Source organism: Priestia sp. TRN 1309, from assembly GCF_050846875.1.
In the GTDB taxonomy this organism is placed as follows: domain Bacteria; phylum Bacillota; class Bacilli; order Bacillales; family Bacillaceae_H; genus Priestia; species Priestia zanthoxyli.
Window position 1 is genome coordinate 623,013 of sequence record NZ_JBOZGM010000003.1, and the last position, 20,654, is coordinate 643,666.

General features: G+C 39.2%; 20 protein-coding genes. 10 read left to right on the forward strand and 10 right to left on the reverse strand.

Going from position 1 to position 20,654, the window contains the following annotated elements; translation table 11 throughout:
- Nucleotides 1–281: 281 nt before the first annotated feature.
- The 3 genes from ACRPLQ_RS15310 to ACRPLQ_RS15320 all read left to right on the forward strand — a co-directional run bounded on the left by ACRPLQ_RS15310 (nucleotide 282) and on the right by ACRPLQ_RS15320 (nucleotide 2,939).
- Nucleotides 282–881, forward strand: coding sequence for a cupin domain-containing protein (locus tag ACRPLQ_RS15310; RefSeq protein ID WP_080754378.1), 600 nt, complete (start codon nucleotides 282–284; stop codon nucleotides 879–881).
- A 355-nt stretch (nucleotides 882–1,236) separates the two neighbouring features.
- A complete protein-coding gene (locus tag ACRPLQ_RS15315) occupies nucleotides 1,237–1,440 on the forward strand; it encodes a DUF3311 domain-containing protein (RefSeq protein ID WP_013055514.1) in 204 nt (67 codons plus the stop codon).
- The gene (locus ACRPLQ_RS15320) at nucleotides 1,440–2,939 is read left to right on the forward strand and encodes a sodium:solute symporter family protein (RefSeq protein WP_028412288.1); all 1,500 of its coding nucleotides are present in this window, start codon (nucleotides 1,440–1,442) and stop codon (nucleotides 2,937–2,939) included. The genes ACRPLQ_RS15315 and ACRPLQ_RS15320 overlap by 1 nt, the downstream gene beginning before the upstream one ends.
- A gap of 31 nt (nucleotides 2,940–2,970) precedes the next feature.
- On the opposite strand, the gene ACRPLQ_RS15325 is transcribed toward ACRPLQ_RS15320, so the two are convergent.
- Nucleotides 2,971–4,401, reverse strand: a complete 1,431-nt coding sequence (locus tag ACRPLQ_RS15325; protein ID WP_432236151.1) for an alanine/glycine:cation symporter family protein — start codon at nucleotides 4,399–4,401, stop codon at nucleotides 2,971–2,973.
- A 103-nt stretch (nucleotides 4,402–4,504) separates the two neighbouring features.
- Complete coding sequence (locus tag ACRPLQ_RS15330) at nucleotides 4,505–5,494, reverse strand: glutaminase (protein WP_028412290.1); 990 nt, start codon at nucleotides 5,492–5,494, stop codon at nucleotides 4,505–4,507.
- Nucleotides 5,495–5,760: 266 nt separating this feature from the next.
- Between ACRPLQ_RS15330 and ACRPLQ_RS15335 the strand changes: the two genes are divergently transcribed.
- Both ACRPLQ_RS15335 and ACRPLQ_RS15340 read left to right on the forward strand, forming a co-directional pair.
- On the forward strand, nucleotides 5,761–7,011 hold the full coding sequence (locus ACRPLQ_RS15335) for an ATP-binding protein (RefSeq protein ID WP_033578101.1): 1,251 nt from the start codon (nucleotides 5,761–5,763) through the stop codon (nucleotides 7,009–7,011).
- A gap of 4 nt (nucleotides 7,012–7,015) precedes the next feature.
- On the forward strand, nucleotides 7,016–7,954 hold the full coding sequence (locus ACRPLQ_RS15340; protein ID WP_028412292.1) for a response regulator: 939 nt from the start codon (nucleotides 7,016–7,018) through the stop codon (nucleotides 7,952–7,954).
- Between the two features lie 39 nt (nucleotides 7,955–7,993).
- Here the strand turns inward: ACRPLQ_RS15340 and ACRPLQ_RS15345 are convergent, their stop codons facing one another.
- The 8 genes from ACRPLQ_RS15345 to ACRPLQ_RS15380 all read right to left on the reverse strand — a co-directional run bounded on the left by ACRPLQ_RS15345 (nucleotide 7,994) and on the right by ACRPLQ_RS15380 (nucleotide 16,561).
- Nucleotides 7,994–8,602 (reverse strand): malonate decarboxylase holo-ACP synthase, encoded by a 609-nt coding sequence (locus tag ACRPLQ_RS15345; RefSeq protein WP_154973543.1) that lies wholly within the window; start codon nucleotides 8,600–8,602, stop codon nucleotides 7,994–7,996.
- A complete protein-coding gene (gene mdcD, locus ACRPLQ_RS15350; protein ID WP_033578098.1) occupies nucleotides 8,590–10,290 on the reverse strand; it encodes a biotin-independent malonate decarboxylase subunit beta in 1,701 nt (566 codons plus the stop codon). Before mdcD ends, ACRPLQ_RS15345 begins: the two co-directional genes overlap by 13 nt.
- Nucleotides 10,277–10,579, reverse strand: coding sequence for a malonate decarboxylase subunit delta (locus tag ACRPLQ_RS15355; protein ID WP_028412295.1), 303 nt, complete (start codon nucleotides 10,577–10,579; stop codon nucleotides 10,277–10,279). Before ACRPLQ_RS15355 ends, mdcD begins: the two co-directional genes overlap by 14 nt.
- A 27-nt stretch (nucleotides 10,580–10,606) precedes the next feature.
- Nucleotides 10,607–11,464 carry a triphosphoribosyl-dephospho-CoA synthase gene (locus ACRPLQ_RS15360; protein WP_028412296.1) on the reverse strand — a complete coding sequence of 286 codons (858 nt, stop codon included), beginning with the start codon at nucleotides 11,462–11,464 and terminating at the stop codon, nucleotides 10,607–10,609.
- A 5-nt stretch (nucleotides 11,465–11,469) separates the two neighbouring features.
- Nucleotides 11,470–13,122 (reverse strand): malonate decarboxylase subunit alpha, encoded by a 1,653-nt coding sequence (gene mdcA / locus ACRPLQ_RS15365; RefSeq protein WP_154973544.1) that lies wholly within the window; start codon nucleotides 13,120–13,122, stop codon nucleotides 11,470–11,472.
- A gap of 37 nt (nucleotides 13,123–13,159) precedes the next feature.
- Nucleotides 13,160–14,086 carry an ACP S-malonyltransferase gene (locus ACRPLQ_RS15370; RefSeq protein WP_432236152.1) on the reverse strand — a complete coding sequence of 309 codons (927 nt, stop codon included), beginning with the start codon at nucleotides 14,084–14,086 and terminating at the stop codon, nucleotides 13,160–13,162.
- A gap of 262 nt (nucleotides 14,087–14,348) precedes the next feature.
- On the reverse strand, nucleotides 14,349–15,305 hold the full coding sequence (locus tag ACRPLQ_RS15375) for an LLM class oxidoreductase (RefSeq protein WP_155008517.1): 957 nt from the start codon (nucleotides 15,303–15,305) through the stop codon (nucleotides 14,349–14,351).
- Between the two features lie 56 nt (nucleotides 15,306–15,361).
- The gene (locus ACRPLQ_RS15380; RefSeq protein WP_014461498.1) at nucleotides 15,362–16,561 is read right to left on the reverse strand and encodes an MFS transporter; all 1,200 of its coding nucleotides are present in this window, start codon (nucleotides 16,559–16,561) and stop codon (nucleotides 15,362–15,364) included.
- Nucleotides 16,562–16,889: 328 nt separating this feature from the next.
- On the opposite strand from ACRPLQ_RS15380, the gene ACRPLQ_RS15385 reads away from it, so the two are divergent.
- The 5 genes from ACRPLQ_RS15385 to alsS all read left to right on the forward strand — a co-directional run bounded on the left by ACRPLQ_RS15385 (nucleotide 16,890) and on the right by alsS (nucleotide 20,654).
- Nucleotides 16,890–17,258: a winged helix-turn-helix transcriptional regulator gene (locus ACRPLQ_RS15385; RefSeq protein WP_013055500.1), complete on the forward strand. Its 369-nt coding sequence runs from the start codon at nucleotides 16,890–16,892 to the stop codon at nucleotides 17,256–17,258.
- Between the two features lie 84 nt (nucleotides 17,259–17,342).
- Entirely contained in the window at nucleotides 17,343–17,522 is a 180-nt protein-coding gene (locus tag ACRPLQ_RS15390; protein ID WP_028412301.1) for a hypothetical protein, read from the forward strand.
- Nucleotides 17,522–17,719: a YwbE family protein gene (locus ACRPLQ_RS15395; RefSeq protein ID WP_013055498.1), complete on the forward strand. Its 198-nt coding sequence runs from the start codon at nucleotides 17,522–17,524 to the stop codon at nucleotides 17,717–17,719. The genes ACRPLQ_RS15390 and ACRPLQ_RS15395 overlap by 1 nt, the downstream gene beginning before the upstream one ends.
- 863 nt (nucleotides 17,720–18,582) lie before the next feature.
- Entirely contained in the window at nucleotides 18,583–18,747 is a 165-nt protein-coding gene (locus ACRPLQ_RS15400) for an aspartyl-phosphate phosphatase Spo0E family protein (RefSeq protein WP_080754377.1), read from the forward strand.
- A gap of 227 nt (nucleotides 18,748–18,974) precedes the next feature.
- On the forward strand, nucleotides 18,975–20,654 hold the full coding sequence (gene alsS, locus ACRPLQ_RS15405; protein ID WP_165635489.1) for an acetolactate synthase AlsS: 1,680 nt from the start codon (nucleotides 18,975–18,977) through the stop codon (nucleotides 20,652–20,654).

The following is a 20,654-nucleotide window of genomic DNA, read 5'->3' on the forward strand; positions in this document are numbered from 1 at the left end:
CTTCTTAAAATCTCTTCCTAATTACAAAAAACAACTAAAACTCTAACCTTGCTTATTATTTGATTCTTTTACTTCACGAGCATATCATCTTCTAAAAATTATATTAATATATATTATTCATTTACAAAATACGAATTAACATCTATATATCCATAGAATTCTTGCACTAGCCCCTTTACTTATATACAATATGAAGAAAAGATACTAAAGTAAACTGCCCACCACTTAGCTACGCTTGAAGTGGGAGACTTCTTTTGGGAAAACGTTAACACCTACATATCATGCACTTCGCAACGAATGAAGTACTTCGAGCAAACTTCTCTGTTTACGCAAGCAAAAAACAGGGAAAATTACGAAAAAAGATTGTTAGAGGGATGCTTATGAATTATGCAAATGTAAAAGTTCTTTATTTTGATGACGACGGAACCATTCCAAATCACCCTCGTCTTCCAGTTTTGTTGTATGAACACGTATTTATTAGTAAGAAAGAGAAAGTAGAGAGCATTTTTAATTCTCACAACTGGAAAAACAGCTGGGTAGGCGGCATATATGATTTCCACCATTACCACAGCAATTCTCATGAAGCACTAGGTGTAATTAGCGGATCTGCACGTTTAAAACTAGGTGGACATATGGGGGAAAATATCGTGGTGCATGCTGGGGATGTACTCGTACTCCCTGCAGGTACAGGACATATGCGTCTGCAGTCAACTGCTGATTTTAAAGTGGTTGGAGCTTATCCAGAGGGCATGGATTACAACTTACGAACAGGAAAACAAACTGATCGCCCTCACGTATTTGATGAAATTGCACAAGTACCTATTCCTACAACAGATCCTGTTTATGGCGACAAAGGACCATTGACAGAGTGGTGGAACTAGACAAGCACTTATTGTCTAGTTTTTTTATTTGCTTGTTTTTATAGCTTCCATAAATCTATATTTGAACATACAAATTCTTTTTCTTTAATGCAATAGCAATATACTTTATCTCATCGAGAAAACTACCTTTCTTCTTTTCCGTTCTTTTTTTGTTTCAAAGGCAATTGCGCTTAGGTTCTCCCCTGCTTTTTCTTCCCTAATCATTTCAAATATCTTCTTCTCATACCCTTTTTTTGTTTTTCTAAAAAAATTTTCGTAATTTATAACGAAATTTTCAAAAAACTTATTGCTTTACTATGTCAGACTTGCTATCATAGTGAACATTGTTAGATAAATTTTAGAGGAGGAGTAAAAATTGAACAGAAAATTCATAATATTTATTTTATTCATCATTCCGTTTATTGCTCAATTCGCTTTTTTACCTTTTGTAAATAACATTCATCCAATTATTTTTGGATTACCTCTTTTGCATTTATGGTTATTTTTATGGGTCTTCTTAACGCCTGTGTGTACATTTATCATTTATCGTTTACAAAAATCTTGGGGGGACATTGAATAATGCAAGGAAATTTAACCGCACTTTTAATCACATCAGCAATTGTTCTTGTCGTTATCGCCATTGGCTTTATAGCAGGACGTGACAAATCATCTAGAAGCTCCGTTGAAGAGTGGGCTGTAGGGGGAAGACGTTTTGGAAGCCTGCTCGTCTGGCTTTTAGTAGGAGCAGATTTATATACTGCTTATACATTCCTAGGTCTTACAAGTACAGCTTATCAAGGAGGAAGCATCGCATTTTTTGCCATTCCTTACTCTGTTTTAGCCTTTTTAATTTCATACTTTTTTCTTCCAAAACTTTGGACTGTTGCTAAAAAGCACAAACTTACTACACTTGCTGATTATGCTAGAGAACGTTTTAGCAGTAAATTTCTCTCCTCTTTAATTGCCATAGTAGGTGTATTGATGCTTATTCCATATATCGATCTTCAGCTTAGCGGTATTCAAGATACTCTTCGCGTTGCAGGAACTGGCTACATTAATGTAAAAGCTGTCGTTATTCTTTCATTCTTTCTTGTGGCTCTTTATACTTTTTTCAGCGGAATTAAAGGTCCCACTTATACGGCAATTATTAAAGATATTTTAGTATGGGCGATTATGTTATTTATGGTTGTTTCTCTGCCAATTATGCATTTTGGAAGCTGGGGCAACATGATTGACAATGTTGCAAAGGATGCACCTCAGCTATTAACGATCCCAACACAAGGACCTAAGGGCATTCCATGGTTTATTACAGCATCACTCGTATCTGCTTTAGCCTTATTCATGTGGGCCCACGCTGCTACAGGTGTTTTCACTGCTAAAAGTGCAGATTCGCTTCGTAAAAATGCTGTCTTCTTACCTCTTTACAATATTGTTTTAATTCTAGTCATCTTCTTAGGGTTTATTGCTTATCAAGTATTACCTCAAGATACAACGGATCCTAGATTAGCATTATTAACCTTGATTCAATATTCATATGGTGGCATTGGCCAAGGGTTAGCTTATGCAACGATTGCTCTTGCTTCATTAATTCCATGTTCTATCATGGCTATCGGAGCGTCTAACTTATTTGCAAATAATATATTTAGAGATTTAATTAATCCAAATGTACAGGGTAAAACATTAACAATGGTTACTCGTTCTATGGTTTTTGTTGTTATTGGACTGGCACTTTTATTCGGTTTATTATTCCCACAAGCACTTGTTTCCCTACAGTTACTAGGGGTATCCGGCATGGTACAAATCTTCCCGGCTATTGTTATCAGCCTGTTTTGGAGAAATCAATCGAAAGAAAGTACGATTGCTGGATTAGTAGTAGGGCTGGTTGTAACGTTTACCGTTCATGCCACAGGAAATTCATTTGGCCTTTATGAAGGGTTCTGGGGATTATTATCTAACCTACTCGTAGTTTTTATTTTAAATCCAATCTTTGCTGCAAAAACCAAAGCAGCAACAAATGGCGTGAAAGAAACATTATTTTCTAAAGGCACTACGCAAACTGAATTAAAGAAAAACGCATAAAAAAAAGTTCAGCCAACTGGCTGAACTTTTTTTAGATAATATTCTCTTTTTCAGAAGGGGATGAAGTCGATTCTCTTTCCCAACATTCAATATTCTGATTGTTTTCTAATGCATCTTTATAAAAGACTGGATTTTTCCCTTCCTTTTTCTGCTGAGTATAGTCATGCAAGGCAGAAAAAGCCACTTTCGATAATAGAAAAATAGCAATTAAGTTCACCACTACCATCATCCCCATAAATAAGTCTGCCAGATTCCATACAAGCTGAAGCTGAGCAACCGACCCAAAAATAACCATCGCTAAAACGCCTACACGATAAGACCAAAGCCACATCTTATTTGAATTTAAAAATTCAATATTCGTTTCTCCATAATAATAATTGCCAATTAACGTACTAAAAGCAAATAGAAATACCATGATAGCTAAAAATCCTGATGCCCAAGAACCGATATGTGTACTAAGAGAAGCTTGCGTTAATTCAATGCCGCTTAGTCCCTGCTTATAGGCGGGAGATAAGAGAACGATAAATGCTGTGCTTGTACAAATCACGAGCGTGTCCGTCAAGACACCAAATGCTTGGATAAGACCTTGTTTAACTGGGTGACTCGTCACTGCAGTTGCCGCCGCGTTGGGAGCACTTCCCATCCCTGCTTCATTGGAAAACAGTCCGCGCTTTACTCCGTTGATTAACGTTGCACCAATTGATCCCCCAAGCGCCTGTTCAAATCCAAATGCATTTTTCACAATTAGAGATAGAACGGCAGGCATTTGATCAATATTTTTAAAGATGATGAACAGAGCCATTCCAATGTATAAAACGGCTAATACGACAACGATGTATTCCGATATCTTGGCGATGCGTTTGATCCCGCCAAAAATAATTATCGCAAATATAACTGTCATAATAATCCCAATCAATAAGCGGCTCGTTCCGAAAGAGTTCTCAAATGCCAGCGTAATCGTATTAGACTGCACAGCGTTAAACACCAGGCCAAATGACAGTGTAATGAGTACAGCAAATAGCCCGCCCATCCATCTTTTATTTAACCCTTTTTCCATATAGTAAGCGGGTCCTCCTCGAAATCCGTTTGACCCTTTTACCTTATAGATTTGAGCGAGTGTACTTTCTACAAAACTTGATACTGAACCGATAATGGCAATAATCCACATCCAAAATACAGCACCCGGGCCACCAAGAGCAATAGCAATCGCTATACCGGTAATATTTCCTGTTCCTACTCGAGCTGCCATGCTTATGCAGAAAGCTTGAAACGGGGAGACTCCCCCATCTTTAGCCGCTCGTCCTTCTTTCAAAACAAGTACCATTTCTTTCAACATGCGAAACTGCAAAAAACGAGAGCAGATCGTAAAATAAATACCGATTGATACAAGTAAAATAATTAATAAATTCGACCAAAAAAAATCATTGATGACACTAATTACACTTTCGATTGCTTGTTGCACGCCTATCACCTCATTAGAAAATTTGGTAGAACAAATGCAAAACATGAAAGTTTTTTCTCTTGGTGTTTATATTATTGAAGCGAATGAATAGTACGTAAATAGACTAAAAAATACTCAAATCCCATTCTTTTGCGATTTTTTTTAGCAGCGTAACGCCTTTTACGCTATTCCCGTACTCATCAATAGCTGGACTGTAAATTCCGATACCGCATCCGTCTGGGAATGGAGACTGCTTTTTCGTATTAGGTGGCACCAATGACATGATTCCTCCTGATACACCGCTTTTAGCTGGCATACCAACAAATGCCGCAAACTTTCCTGAGGCATTATACATACCGCATGTAAGCATAAGCGCTTTTGTTAATTTAGCTACTTCTTTTGGAATTACTTGTTTGTGAAACACTGGATGATATCCGTCTAATGACAGAATTAATCCGATCAGCGCAATATCTTCAGTCGTTACTTCAATTGAGCACTGCTTTAAGTAAACCTCTAGAACTTCTTCTACTTCTCCTTGTAAGTAGTTTGTTTCTTTTAAATAGTAGGCAAGCGCACGATTTCGATGAGACGTTTGCCATTCTGATTCAAAGACGGTTTCATTAATGAGTGGTGTTTTCCCAGTAAGCATTGTTATTACATCAAACAAATAGCTTAGTTTTTCTTTTGCCGTCTCTCCAGATAAAAGAGATGAAACCGTTAAAGCACCGGCATTAATCATAGGATTGAACGGCTTTCCTGGTTTATGCATTTCCAGTCTTATAATAGAATTAAATGCATCTCCAGTTGGCTCTACATCTACTCTCTCTAGTACGTAGGGAATGCCGCAGCATAAGCAAGCTGCTATAAAGCTAATGACTTTAGAAATACTTTGAAGAGTAAATACCGCTTCATAATCCCCAGACTGGATAACCGTTCCGTCAGCACCAATCAAACAAATACCTAATTGAGACGAGTCCATATCTTTCAGAGCGGGGATATAATCAGCCGTTTTTCCTTCTGACGAAAATTCTTTTATTTGCTCTACCCACTCGTGTAACTGCTCTTTTGCAGTGACCTGTAAGTAAGACATTTCCTGTTCAATTTCTCGTTTCATTAAAATCACCTCATCACTTCATTAACTTTTTATTTTAAAGCGCTTTCATAAAGCGGGATTTCATTTTCGTTTTTAATGTACAATGCAACCTACGAGAGCATACAAAAACCTACAAAACTTTTTGGAATTATATTTTTATCTTTGGTACTCTTCTCCATTGTGCTGGACGCTGTCACAATGTATACTAATTCACGAATCACTTCAGGAGGTGTAATTATCTGAATTTTAAATCTTTCATTCGAAAAGATCCGTACATTTTATTGCTCATGCTCATTACTGTTCCGCTGGCGGGAGAGCTAAAATTTTATCCGTTAAATGAAACGTTTCGAATTACATTTGGAGCTCCAACATTTTTCTTTTTCCTATTGCTTTTAAAACGAAAAACCGTTTTATCTGGCGGCTTGTTAACCGCTTTAAGCGTCGTTCTCTTTCGCATCATGCTCGATTATATCACGCTCGATCATTTTCAATTTGCGGCTTCTGCACATACGCATTACCCTACGTTTTTCTTTTACTTTACGTATGCACTTTTATTTTTTATTTTTAAAGTAAGCCGCATGAACTATAGTGCTATTGTGATTGGATTAATTGGACTCATCATTGAAATAGCTGCTGATATAGTCGAACTAACTGCGCAGTATATCGTTTTGCACACAACCATTCATATCGATTCATTATCGGACATGGCCGTTATTGCTTTTGCTCACAGCTTCATTGTACTTAGCTTTTTTAATATGATGACAATTTATGAATCACAGTCACGAGAACGTCAAATTCGCAAACAAAATGAGCACATGCTAATGCTTATTACAAGCCTTTATGAAGAAACCGTTCATTTAAAAAAGACCCTTCATAATACAGAAGTGATTACAAAAGCCTCGTACGATTTATACCGTGTATTACATCAGCAGGAAAAAGATCATTCTGTGCTTAACCAATCGCTCAGTAAAAAAGCGCTTCGGATTGCCGGAGATATTCACGAAGTAAAAAAAGACAACCAGCGTATTTTTGCGGGCTTATCTAAAACAATTTCAAATGAAAGTTTCCAAAATTATATGAAAGCAGAGGAATTAATCGAGCTGATCGTACGCATCAACAAAAAATATGCCGATTCTCTTCACAAACAAATTAGCTTTTTTTCCTCTGTCACCGGGGAACATTTCAGCTACCACGTTTACACAATTTTATCGATCATTAATAACTTGGTAGCAAACGCAGTGGAGGCGATTAAAGATGAGGGAATGATTGTTTTATCCGTACATAGACAAGCTGAATTTGTAGAATTTCATGTACAAGATGATGGTCCTGGCGTGCCTTTGAAGTACGAAAAAGCTATTTTTGAACCTGGTTTCACCTCAAAATACGATCAATTTGGAAATCCCTCTACTGGAATTGGCCTTTCTTACGTAAGAGATATTGTTCAAGAACTTGGAGGTACGATTGAAGCTAAACAAGGAGATAAAGGGATGATTTTTATCATTCAAATACCTCTTTGTAGTCTAATTCAGAAAGGATGAGTTTATGCGATTTTGTATTACAGATGATGATTCAGCCATTCGTTCAACGCTCAGTCAGCTGATTGAAGATGAGGATTTAGGAGAAGTTGTAGAAGAAGTCGTAGACGGCAGCTTTTTAGATGCCTCTACGTTAAATTTAAAGCAAATTGATATTTTATTTATTGATTTACTTATGCCAGGACGAGATGGAATCGAAACGATCCGTCATTTAAAAGATTCATTTAAAGGAAAAATGATTATGATTTCACAGGTAGAGTCCAAAGAATTAATAGGAGAAGCCTATTCATTAGGAATTGAATACTATATTACAAAACCAATTAATCGAATTGAAATTTTAACGGTTATTCGAAAAGTAATTGAACGAATCTCTCTTGAGAAATCAATCGATGATATTAAAACCTCCTTGAATAGTTTAGCGACAGCCCATCACGCTCCTCCTTCAAGCCAGCCGATAACGAAACAAGCCCATCTATACGATGTAGGGAAATTCTTATTAGCCGAATTAGGTATTGTAGGAGAAAATGGTGCAAAAGATTTACTGGATATTTTACAGTTTCTGTACACTTATGACCAAAGAGAAAGTGTGGAAAAACATTTCCCTTCTCTAAAAAATATTTTTGTGAATGTCGCTGAGAAAAAATTGGGAGCTCACGCGTCTTCTATTGAAATTAATCGTGAAACCAAGGCTTGTGAACAGCGAATAAGACGAGCAGTTACTCACTCACTGAATCACTTTGCTTCTATTGGATTAACAGATTTTTCAAATCCAAAGTTTGAAAATTATGCTTCTAAGTTTTTTGACTTTACAGCCGTTCGTAAAAAAATGAAAGAACTGCAGGGAGATTCTAAAATTTTGCCGATTCGCATTAACACCAAAAAGTTTATTCAAATATTTTTTCTTGAAGCCAAGCGTTTGTTAAGCCAAGAAAAAAGCTGGTATTGACAGAAAAGACGGAAAAGGTGCAAATCCCTCATCCGTCTTTTATGCTAATTGATTCAGTTTTACTAAGGCAGGACCATATACAGTACGCAGAAGCAGCGTCTCTTCGCCTTTTGCGTATTCCGCTAGAGAAAAGGCTCCTTTTTCTGTTTCTACCTGTACATCTACAGAAACTGGGCATCTCTTTAGCTTACTGACTATCATTTCCGCTTGTTTCACCGACAAATAAGAAGAAAGGCGAATAAGTACATCTAAATCACTGGTTGTCGTGACAACTTCTTCACCGCTTGCAAGCTCGAACCCTACACTGCCGGTTGGTCCCCACGCAAATTTTTCAAAAATAATAGCCACCTCTTCCAAAGCGCGTATAGCTGGCATGTTTCTAGACTGGGCGTTTTGAAAAAATGAAACGAGATTTTCCGGCCTAATTGTTTGTTTAATGGCCTCCTCAGATAAAAAAGCACCAAAACGCTGATTCCTTCGTTCTCCTCTTACTCCAATAGGTATCAGTTTATCTCGGTGAACAGCACGCCTTACCACTACAAATGGAGCCTTGACTAATGAATATTCCACCCACTCGGGGATAGGTGTATAACTGATAAGCTTTGCTTCCTCTTTTAACTGAAGCAAATCATGAGCTATATATTCCATTGTTTTTCCAACTCACCTCTTACCCATAAAGAAGCTTTTCGCCCTTCCTTTCTTGCTTGCTCACTGTGCAGCCGGCTGCTTAAATCGTATACACCTTCACAGCGAACATCTTCTACTGCTCCAATTAAAATATCTTGAATCATTTGAACGTCGCGCTCTGTGGGCTGCTCTGCTTGAATACCGCTAACCAGCTCATATAAAGCGCCAAGTGAAGCAAATGATTTAATATCATAAGCCATGGACGGGACTTTCTTTGAAGCTTCCTCAAGTTCTTTTATACTTCTTTTAGTAATGCGCGCTGCCGACTGTTTGGACATGGCGTGAACATTCACTCCTTCGTCTTTTAAAGCCAAAATTCGATTCGATTGGTATCCATGAGCCAAAAATGCTCCTGAAATTGCTTTTCCGACAATTAACGTAATAACCGGATGACCTGCTAAGCGCGCTGCTGCATAAGCATCAGCTGCAGCAGCGCAAGCATAGTGAATACCTAGAAGTTCTTCATGATAGCCATACGCTTGACTCGGTACGTCCACAATGGCAATTATAGGGCGCGGAGATTGATTTCGATCTTCTTGTATTACTTCACGAACGTGCTTAGCAATTGCCCATCCTTCATCTAGTCCTACTTCCCCTTTTCGTGCACGTAAGAAACGATTATAAGGATTAGGTACAACCGATATATATCGGACCTTTTCTCTTCCTAGCAGTGCGTCTTTATAAAGAACGGAAGGAATTTCAAAATCTGCTTCTTCATCATTTATTAAAGCGTTAATCCACACGCGACCGCGGCTGTTAGGCATGCTACCTGGAACTTCGTTCAACGAGTAAGAGACTGCTGAAGGGATATGTTCATTTTTTGTTGCTTTATACAATTCTTGAAATTGATAAGGAGCCATTTTTTCTGAAGGATCAACCTTGCTAAGCAAATGCCTATAAAAATCTACTTGTTCTGTTTTACTAGCTACTTTTTCTTTTTTTTGAAACGTCTCTTGAACCGCTCGTTGAATAGCAGTAACATCATCCTGTGCTAATGTATCTGCAAACCCCGTTTCATAGCGTTGAATACCGCCAATCGTTTTCCAGATTAAGCTTCGGTCTCTTGCATCAAACTCTTCAACCCCCGCTTCTTGTTCGATCACTTCCGGGCCGTTAAGACCAAACCTTGCTTCTTTTGTCATAATGAGATAACTAAAGAGTGAAGCAGTGATAGACATTCCTCCAAAGCAGCCTACATTTCCTGAAATAACTCCGACAACAGGTGTATGCTCACGCAGAGCAACTACCGCTGAGCCAATTTCAGATATCGACAAAAGTCCATAATTCGCTTCTTGCAGCCTTACCCCTCCTGTATCGAATAGAAAAACAGGTCTAACAGGAACACCTTTTTTGTGATTATTAAGAGCTAATTCTAAAGCTCCTGCAATTTTAGCTCCCGATACTTCACCAATGCCTCCCCCTTGAAATCCTCCTTCTATTGAAATGACAACTGCTGGCTCCCCTGCTATTAGCCCACTTGCTATGATGACACCATCATCGCTTTGAGGAACAATATTTTGCTTAGGTAAATGAGGCGACTCGATCCCGTCAAAAGGGCCGAGCAGCTCACGAAATGTACCTTGATCTAAGATTGCCTGGGCTCGTTCTCTTCCATTTAACTCAATAAAGCTTTGATTATTCACTCCCATTTTCACTCACCTCCAAAGCTTGTGCAAGACGCAAAGCGACTACACCGGGCGTAGCACCGAAATCATTAATTACAATTTTCGCTTGAATCATATGAGCACTAAAAAACCGATCTAATACGGCTTTCCAGGTTTCACTAAACCCTTCACTTCCTGTTCGTACTGATACGTGAGCATGTTCTTCATCAGAAGGAACCATTAAGATTTCTAAATCCCCTGAACCAACAACGCCTACATGTGCGCGCTGAGTTAACTTTCGATCGGCTTTGTATTTAAACACTAACGTTTCCATTAGCCACTCACTCCTCCCTGCAGACGTTTATGATTCTTTAAAAAGAGATATTCGATCTAAAAATAATACAGCAGCCAGCAAATCTGCACTTCCACCTGGAGAAGCGTTAGATGATAGAAAAATATGATCTAACGCTTCCAGCCGCTGTTTTCCTATTGATGTAGATACCCCTCCAACTTCTAACACATTGGATGCCGCCATTTTAACCTCCTCTAATACAACTGGACCAGCACGATGCAAAATACACGTATCATCAAGATTGGCTATTAGTGTTACTAAAGTATCAATCCGCGCTGATGTTTCATGTATGCCTAGCTTGCGAGCCTTATGTAAAGCAGGCAAGCCTATATGAATCACGTGAGGAAATCCTTGCTTCGCCTCTCCAGCCGCTCCTTTTGCGCCATACTTTTTTTTCACACGAAGTCCATTAGATGAATGCAGAGTACAAAAGCGATCTGCATAACGAGCAATTTTTCCTGCAGCTTCTGTGATGGATGCAGGTGATGCTTGAATACCGCAAACCGCTGTTGCAGAAGCAAGTAGACCTAATGCCCAAATAGCTCCCTTGTGTGTATTGACACCATCCGTAGCCGCGTACATAATTTGTTCACCTTCGCGTCCAATTCGAGCAATTTCTTCCCTTAGCATCTGACTCGGCTGCTTTCCTTGACTATATAATGCAATCTGTGAGAAGGTCGGTTGTAAAGCATAAGCAGAGGCTAGCAGCGTCTCAATATTCATATCTTGATGAGATCCAGTTGTTGCTGCATCTACAAGCCCCGGCTTAGGTGTAAGTACCGCTTCATCAACCAAAGCGGTAACTGCCATTTTAGCTATCAGGCATGAAGAAAACACAGTTGTTTTTGGCTCTTCTTGAATACGCATATTTTTTACCAGCTCCTAAATTTAGCAGGCGGATTATATAAACCATCTGACCATTCTACTAAATCTTCTACACTTTTCGCCGCTAACAGCGAACGCTTTGCTTCCGTACGGCGAATCTGTAAATCTTCCGGAAAAGCCACTAAGCCATCTCTGCGCATTCTTTCCACTTTATTTTGGTTGTGCCGTAACCCTATAGGCGTTACCCCCGCTACTGCTTCAAGCGCTGCTTTTCTTTCTTCCAAGCTTTGTGCTTTATATAAATAAGCAATTCCTTCTTCAGTCACGACATGTGTCACATCATCCCCGTAAATCATGACAGGAGCAGTAGCTAAGTTTGCTTGTTTAGCTACATTTACCGCATCCAAAGACTCAACGAAAACAGGCTCATTTCCTGATTGAAAGGTTTCAACCATTTGTACAACTAGCTTTCTGCCTCTTGCTAATTCATGCTTATCGTTCATCATATCCAACCAAGCAGACGTAGAATGCCGTCGGCCTCTAGGATCATGCCCCATGTTAGGCGCTCCGCCAAACCCTGATAAACGTCCAGATGTGACGGTAGAAGAATTTCCTTCTCCATCTATTTGCAAAGTTGATCCCACGAAAGCATCTACCGCATATTGACCAGCGACTTGACACATCGCACGGTTTGAGCGCAGGCTGCCGTCGCGTCCTGTAAAAAATACATCTGGACGGGCTGCTGTGTATTGTTCCATTCCTACTTCTCCGCCAAAGCAGTGTACGCTCTCAATCCATCCGCTTTCAATAGCCGGAATTAACGTAGGGTGAGGGTTCAGAGCCCAGTGCTTGCATATTTTACCTTTCAGCCCTAACTTTTCTCCATAGGTAGGCAGCAAAAGCTCAATTGCAGCTGTATTAAAGCCAATGCCATGATTTAATGATTGTACGCTGTGGCGCTCATAGATACCTCGAATCGTCATCATAGCCATTAGAATTTGGAGCTCTGTAATATGACGAGGATCTCGGGTAAATAAAGCTTCCAATTGATAAGGCTGATTGGCCACGACGATACAATCAATCCAAGAAGCCGGAATATCAACTCGCGGAAGTTCTTCAACAAGTTCATTTACCTGCACAATGACAATTCCGTCCTTAAACGCTGTTGCTTCGATAATCGTCGGCGTTTCTTCCGTATTTGCTCCTGTATATAAGTTACCTTGTGCATCCGCTTTATCGGCAGCCACTAATGCAATATTGGGAATTAAATCAATGAAAAGGCGTCCGTAAAGCTCTAGATATGTATGAATTTCTCCCATTTTCAACGTGCCATCTTCAATCATTTGAGATACGCGAAGACTTTGAGCACCGGCGTACGAAAAATCAATTTTTTCAGCAATTCCTTTCTCAAATATGTCGAGGTGTTCCGGGCGTGAAATACTAGACATAATCATATGAAGACCGTTTATTTTATCAGCGCTTACTTCATTCAGCGCCTTTGATAAAAAAGATGCTTGCTTTTGATTGTCTCCTTCAAGCACTACTTTATCTCCGGGTGATATAAGCAATTCTAACGCTTCAATAATGTGTTCATTATCCAATAACTTTCCTTTAAGAAGTTGGTCTATTTTCGCAAGGCGAGCTGCTTTTTGATCTCGGCGGGTTGTCCATGATTTTGAAGTTTTTTTTATTCCACTCATGTTCTAGCTCCTTTCTTCTACTCCTAAATTAATGCGCTTACATTTTTTCTTTCTCCATTAAAATTAACACAGATTTCATAGTAGATTCGGCTGCAGAAATAGCCCTTGCTCCCGGAAAGCTCTTAGCAGTCAAATCCGTTAGTACTCTTCCTGGAGCCATTTCAATATATAATCTTGTACCCATTTCATACATAACTTCCGTCATATCATGCCAACGGACGGGCAGGGCAACACTCGCTGCCAGATCTTCCTTAATATCAGCAGCTTTCCATAATTTCCGAGCTTTACAATTACCTATAAAAGGAACGATCGGGTCTTTTCCTTTCACTTCCGTTATTATTTTTCGTAATTCGCTCAAAACTCCTTCCATAAGAGGACAGTGAGAAGGCACCTTTACATGAAGCATTTTGGTTTTCCTAGCCCCTTTTTTAGATGCTTTTTCAAGAACTTCCTCAATTGCTTTTAAGGTGCCAGAAAGCGTTATTTGATCAGGAGCATTTAGATTCGCTACGTAAACAGGAGCTGCATCGGTGGATATTTCATGTACAATAGAGAGAAGCTGATGTTCGCGCAGTCCCATTACAACCCCCATACCATAACCATCAGGATAGGCATTTCCCATCAGTTCCCCTCTTTTTCCCACAAGAAAAAGAGCTTCTTTAAAAGATAACACTTCAGATATAACTGCTGCTCCAAACGCCCCTATTGAATGCCCTCCTACCACGTCTGGCGAGTAACCTTTGTTTTTAAACGACCTAGCCGTAGCCACTCCTGCAATAAAAAGACATATCTGAACATTTTTATTATATTTTAATTTTTCTGACGAATCTAACGATAATACGTCTTGATTTAAAGCCTCACTTGCTTCTTCAAACGTAGTCGTTAATCCCCATTTATTTTTTATATCATGAAGCATACCAGCATATTGTGCACCTTGTCCTGGAAATAGAAATGCAACACTCATCGTGTTTCTCCTTTCGACTTTATATCACCCAAGGAGATAATGGATACTTTTATTATAAAGAACATAGAATCAATAACTCTAATACATATTTCTTATATATCCTATAACTTGAAATCTATATAAAAAGAGCGTTAGACATAACGAAATCAATGGAATCTGGAATCTAAAGATGAGCGAATTGGATAAATGAAAAAATCCGAACGATTCATCGTTCGGATTTTCCTTTAAGTAAACTGCTTTTGTCTCAGCCTCTTTTTGTTTGCTACATATGAGATGGGAAATGCGGAAGCACTTCTTCACCAAGCTCATGTATGACTTCTTCAGCCGGACGCTTACTATCAAAAAGAGCAAAAAAGAGATGGTTAACTCCTATTTCTTTATAAATAGAAAGAAGCTCAATTAATGTATTACGCCCTGCTCGAAATCCTAAACGAATTGGCGTTGGCATTTCATTTGGATCTTCTGCCAAATCTAGATGCATAGGTTGTGTAAAAGGTTTAAAAACGCCTGGATGATAGATATCAACCAGTTCTCTCCACTGTTTAATGGCTTCTGCTTGAAAATGCGGATGACGAGGATAATACATCCAGCCGTCTCCATGCTGTGCAAACCACTCCATATTTTGCTGGCTGTATCCCGTGATCATCGTTGGAATACGTTTCGTTGGCTTAGGAACAACATTTGCTCCTTGAATGGACCCCAAAGCAGACTGGATAGATGGAAATTCTTTATTTAACGCTTCTTCTAAATAATGAAAAGCCTCTGCAAATCGCTTTCCTCTTTCTTCATGAGGAATACCTAACCCTCGAAAATCTGCTTGACGGTCTCCAGAGGATACGCCCATAATCAAACGCTCAGGAAAAAGCTGATCAATGGTTGCCATTTCTTTAGCTACACGAAGCGGATGGCGTAAAGGCAGCACAATAGCAGATGTACTGAGAGCAATTTCTTTTGTTTGACTGGCAAGGTAAGTCAAATAAATAAGCATATCATAAATTTGACCCGTGGCTGGATCGCCAAATGATGGATCTTGAAGAAGGACATCACGGAACCATAAGCTCGTAAATCCATATTGTTCTGCAAGCTGCGTGAGCTCTACTTGTTTCTCCATCGTAGGCGTGGCATACTGATAATTTTCAAGCGGCATATGCAAACCTAACGTTAACTCATTCTCCTTGTACATACGACGATACGCCTTATGATGTTGAAATGCAGTCATTTGCTTCCTCTCCTTTTATAGCTAAGAGATCATCGCAAAAGGCGATGATCTCTGTTTTATTTTGCTTTTGCTTCTATTGAGCGGCTCCATGCGGTTAATAAGACCGCTCCTAAAACCATCACTCCTCCAATCCAAGGAGTATGAACAAGACCAATGGAATCAACAATCAGGCCGCCTACAAAAGAACCAATAGCAATTCCAACGTTAAATGCAGCAATATTCAGCGCAGAGGCTACGTTTACTGCTGAAGGAACATACTTTTCAGCTAAGTTCACGACCAGCACTTGCAGTCCAGGTACGTTCATAAATGCCAATAAGCCCATGGCAAAAATCGTAATTGTTCCCGCTACTTTAAACGATGCAGTAAACGATAAAATAACTAAGATAACGGCTTGAATTAAAAACATCCAAAATAATGCTTTTAACGGATTTTTATTCGCAGCTTTTCCTCCAATCGTATTTCCGATGGCTACTGCTACGCCGTATACTAATAGCAAGATACTAACTGCGCTTGGTGCGTATCCTGTTAACTTTTCAAGAATAGGTGCTAAATACGTATAAGCTACAAACGTTCCGCCATAACCTAAAGCAGTAATAGCAAACGATAGTAAAAGCGGCCCGTTTTTCAAAATTTTTAATTGATCACTAAACTTTGCCGGCGGCGCTTCTTTTAAGTTTTTAGGCACTAAAAGAGCACTGGCAATAATGGCAATAACGCCAAGTAACGCTACTCCCCAAAATGTTGCTCTCCAGCCGAAAGCTTGTCCGATAAATGTACCAAGTGGAACACCTGTAACAGTTGCAACTGTCAAACCTGTAAACATTAAAGCAATGGCACTTGCCCGCTTATCTTCCGGCACCAAATCAGCAGCGATAGTCGCACCGATAGAAAAGAAAATCCCGTGTGAAAATGCAGTAATAATTCGTGCTATAAGCAGCAGCCCAAAGCTTGTTGATAAAGCTGCTACTGAGTTTCCTACGATAAAAATAACCATTAATAGCATCAGCAATGATTTTCTGCTCATTTTACTTGTTAATGCTGTTAATACGGGCGCTCCAAATGCAACTCCCATTGCGTACCCTGAAATTAATAACCCTGCTAGTGTAATGGAAATATTTAAATCATCTGCAAGCGATGATAATAAACCTACTGGAACAAACTCTGTTGTCCCGATTCCAAAGGCGCTAATAGCTAGCGCTAATAGCGGCAAAGCACCGCTTTTTTTACTTTGTTGTGTTTGTGAAAGTGTATTCACTTCTTAACGCCTCCTGTTCGTTATAATAACTTTTTATAATAGCTTCTCTTACAGCTGATTAGCTTAGGTACCCTTCATATATTCGCTAACCGGCCATCAACAATTGTTATTATGAGCGATGTAGAACCAAAGAAAAAGTACGCACTTTCAAGTGATATAGGTACCTGGAGGTTACAATAAGCGTAAATACTAAAGTCATGAACTATTGGGTATTCTAAAAAAATGCTTACACCTAGAAAATTCTGCGCTATAGTGGTATGATAAACATCAGAAAAAATGCGAAACCATGCATTTAACCGTTATCTCTAGAACAAGGAGAGTTGTTAACGTGAAAAAATATAATATTCCAGTGGAAGCGGCACTAGAAGTCATTGGAGGCAAGTGGAAAGTCGTTATTCTTTGCCACTTAATTAAAGGGACAAAACGCCCTGGAGAATTAAAAAGAATTATGCCGCGCGTTACACAAAAAGTATTAACGCAGCAGCTTCGTGAGCTTGAAGCAGACGGCATCATTGTTAGAAAAATGTACAATGAAATGCCGCCTCGAGTAGAATATTCTTTAACAGATTACGGATGGTCTTTAAAAAGCATTCTTGATTCACTATGCTCTTGGGGAGAACATCATATTGAAAAAACGTACCCTGATAAAGAAGCTGTACTTATGCAGCCTGTAGAAGAAGTCACTGTTTCTAATTAAAAAAAGCTGACTAGATAGTCAGCTTTTTCATTCCCTTACTTTCTTTGTTTTTTCAGACGATGTACGTATTCAGGAGGAACCTTTATGACAGAACAACTTAAAAAGAAAATTAGCCTTCAAGATGCTATCAAACAGCAGCTTGCTAATAAGAAAAATCAATCTTCAAGTAAAGCTAAGAACGGCAGTACCAATCAAGCAACCAAAAAGCTGACGAGTCAACAAACCAAAAAAACGAATAATCAGCGAAAGAGAACAGGTGTATAATGAACGGACAAAATAGAAAAGACGTAGCCCCTGGAATTGAAGTCGACATTGTTTTAAAAGCAGATCAGCGTTCTGGAAAACTTACACACGGAACGGTCAAAGACATTCTGACCAATTCAAGCTTTCACCCGCACGGTATCAAAGTTCGTTTAACAGATGGACAAGTCGGACGCATAAAAGAAATTTACCCAAATTAAAAAAGCATGTATTTTACATGCTTTTTTAATTTACACTTCAAATAAATCTACTTATCATTTCCTACTTTTGTTAAAATAAAGAAGCACTGTCGTCCCCTTTCTTTCCCTTGGGAACTCACGCAAGGAAAAAAAAGGTGGTGGATAGTCTGAGACGAATCCTCAAGTCATTTTTCCTAGATGCTGAGAATGTTCAGCTCCTAACGGCTTACGTGGAGCTTTTAGGAGCCATAGTCGCTCTTATTTTGCTATTTTTCCAGTAGTAAAATAAGTAATCACCGATAAGTATCGTCTAAAGGGTTCTTCATCCATAAGGCTCGTGTGCTGATTGTCTTTAGGGAATGGTGTTTGGCGGCACTTCCCTATAGTAAAAAGACAGCTTCCTTGCAGAAATGGACAAGGTGTAATCAACTACGGCCGATTATGGGTGCAGGACCTTTTTCTTTATTAGTCTATGTCTTTTTTTTACTTCCCATACACAAAAATAAAAAAACCTCCGAGTTGGCGGTCTCGAAGGTTTTTTCTAGTGAATCGTTTTCGACAAATCCTCATCCGGGCTAACAAGGTTCAGATCTAATAAGATTATGTGATGAATTTCTTCACCTTACAAGTTAAACTTGTCAAAGCTAAGAATTCATTCGCTTGTTAAGAATAACTGAACGTGCGCTCCGGATTGTCATTTTTCCTAGCCTTAGTATATCATATTTGTTGAAAATAGGTAAAAAAAGTGTTCGACAAAGCTTGTCAGCAGCTCTTTACCTATTTCATATTTTTCAAAACAAAAAACATTTTACAAATATGAAGGAATTTCATACTATTAGATAAAAGATAGAAGATAGAAGTATTCTGACTTGGAGAGGATTTCAATGAAGCAACCACAGTTAGAAAAAGAAATTCGAGCCTTACAATCAGATATTTACCAATTAGCTAAGAAAACAAGCAGCTATTCTCACGGTGAGATCTTAAAATTAAGTCAAAAGCTAGATCAAAAAATTGTTCGTTACCAAAAGCTTTTTAACCATACCAAATAAGAGCCGCGTAGGACTTTCACTTGCTATCCCCCAAGTACCATAAACCTACAGATAAAACAGATGTGTTTTATTCGCAATAGGTACATCTCTGCTTCCCTAATTAATTAGGGAAGTTTTTTATTTAGAAAATTAAAACCTTCTCCTTTCCTTTGGTTAGTTGTCATACAAATTGGGTATTCAATCAGTAGGCCTTAAAACTTATTTAAGAAACTTAAAGGAGAGAATGCATGATGAGTAATGCTGATACTACCGAAACAAAAAAAGGCGCCGATTTACTAGTAGAAAGTTTAGCAAGTCAGAATGTGCCTTATATTTTTGGCATTCCAGGAGCCAAAATTGATGGCGTATTTGATGTTTTGAAAGAAAAAGGACCGGAAGTAATTGTTTGCCGCCACGAACAAAATGCTGCGTTTATGGCAGCTGCTATGGGAAGATTGACAGGTACGCCGGGCGTTTGCCTTGTCACATCAGGTCCAGGTGCCGCTAATTTAGCCACTGGCCTTGTCACTGCTACTTCTGAAGGTGATCCAGTGGTAGCCCTAGCAGGAGCCGTTCCAAGAGCAGATCGATTAAAAAAGACGCATCAATCAATGGACAATGAAGGACTATTTAAATCTATCGCCAAATTCAGCGTTGAGGTAGAAGATGCTGCAAACGTTCCAGAAGTGATAACAGACGCCTTTCGTGAAGCTGTTTCTTCTCCTTCAGGAGCATCTTTTGTCAGCTTGCCGCAGGATGTAATGGATGGCGAAACATCAGCTTCCACTCTATCCTTTCTAAAAACTCCTACGATTGGCGCTGCTAATTTAGACGCTGTTGCCCAAGCTATACACACTATTCGCACAGCAAAACTACCTGTTTTACTTTTAGGTATGAGAGCAAGTAAATCTAAAGCAGTGGAATCAATCCGTCAACTCGTAGCAGAACATGACCTTCCTGTCGTAGAAACGTTCCAAGGTGCGGGAGCTGTTTCACGAGAGCTTGAAACTCACTTTTTTGGACGAGTAGGTCTTTTTCGCAATCAGCCTGGAGACGTCTTATTGAAGCATGCTGACGTCGTCTTAACAATCGGATATGACCCAATTGAATACCCTCCTTCTCTTTGGAACTCAGAAAGTCAAAGAAGCATTATTCATTTAGATGATGTACAAGCACAAGCTGACCACCATTATCAGCCGGAAATTGAGTTAGTAGGGGATATCCCAAGCACCATCGACATATTAACGGATAAACTCCCACATTTAATACGTTCAAAAGAAAGTGCTTCTTTTTTAAAAACGCTAAAAAGCAAACTTGAACAACCTGACGATCAGTACGAGTTTTCTAATGACACTCACCTTCATCCCCTACAGTTAATTGAAGCTCTGCAGGACTTTGTTGAAGATGATACTACCATCACATGTGACGTTGGTTCGCATTACATATGGATGGCTCGTTATTTTCGTTCCTATGAACCTCAGCATTTACTATTCAGCAACGGCATGCAAACGTTAGGTGTTGCTTTGCCTTGGGCTATTTCAGCTGCACTCGTTCGCCCCCATAAAAAAGTTCTGTCCATGTCTGGAGACGGCGGGTTTTTATTTTCAGCTATGGAGCTCGAGACAGCTGTTCGGTTAAACTTACCAATTGTTCACATTATCTGGAACGATCGAACCTACGATATGGTTGGCTTTCAACAGCAGATTAAATATGGCCGAAAATCTGCGGTAGAGTTCGGGAGTGTAGACTTTGTTACGCTTGCTGAAAGTTTTGGTGCCAAAGGATTTAGAGTGAACTCACCAGAAGAATTTTCGGACACTCTAGCAAGCGCTTTTCGTGAACAAGGCCCCGTTATCATCGACGTGCCTGTAGATTATAAAGATAATGAAAAATTAAATACACAGCTACTGCCAGATCAAATTAACTGA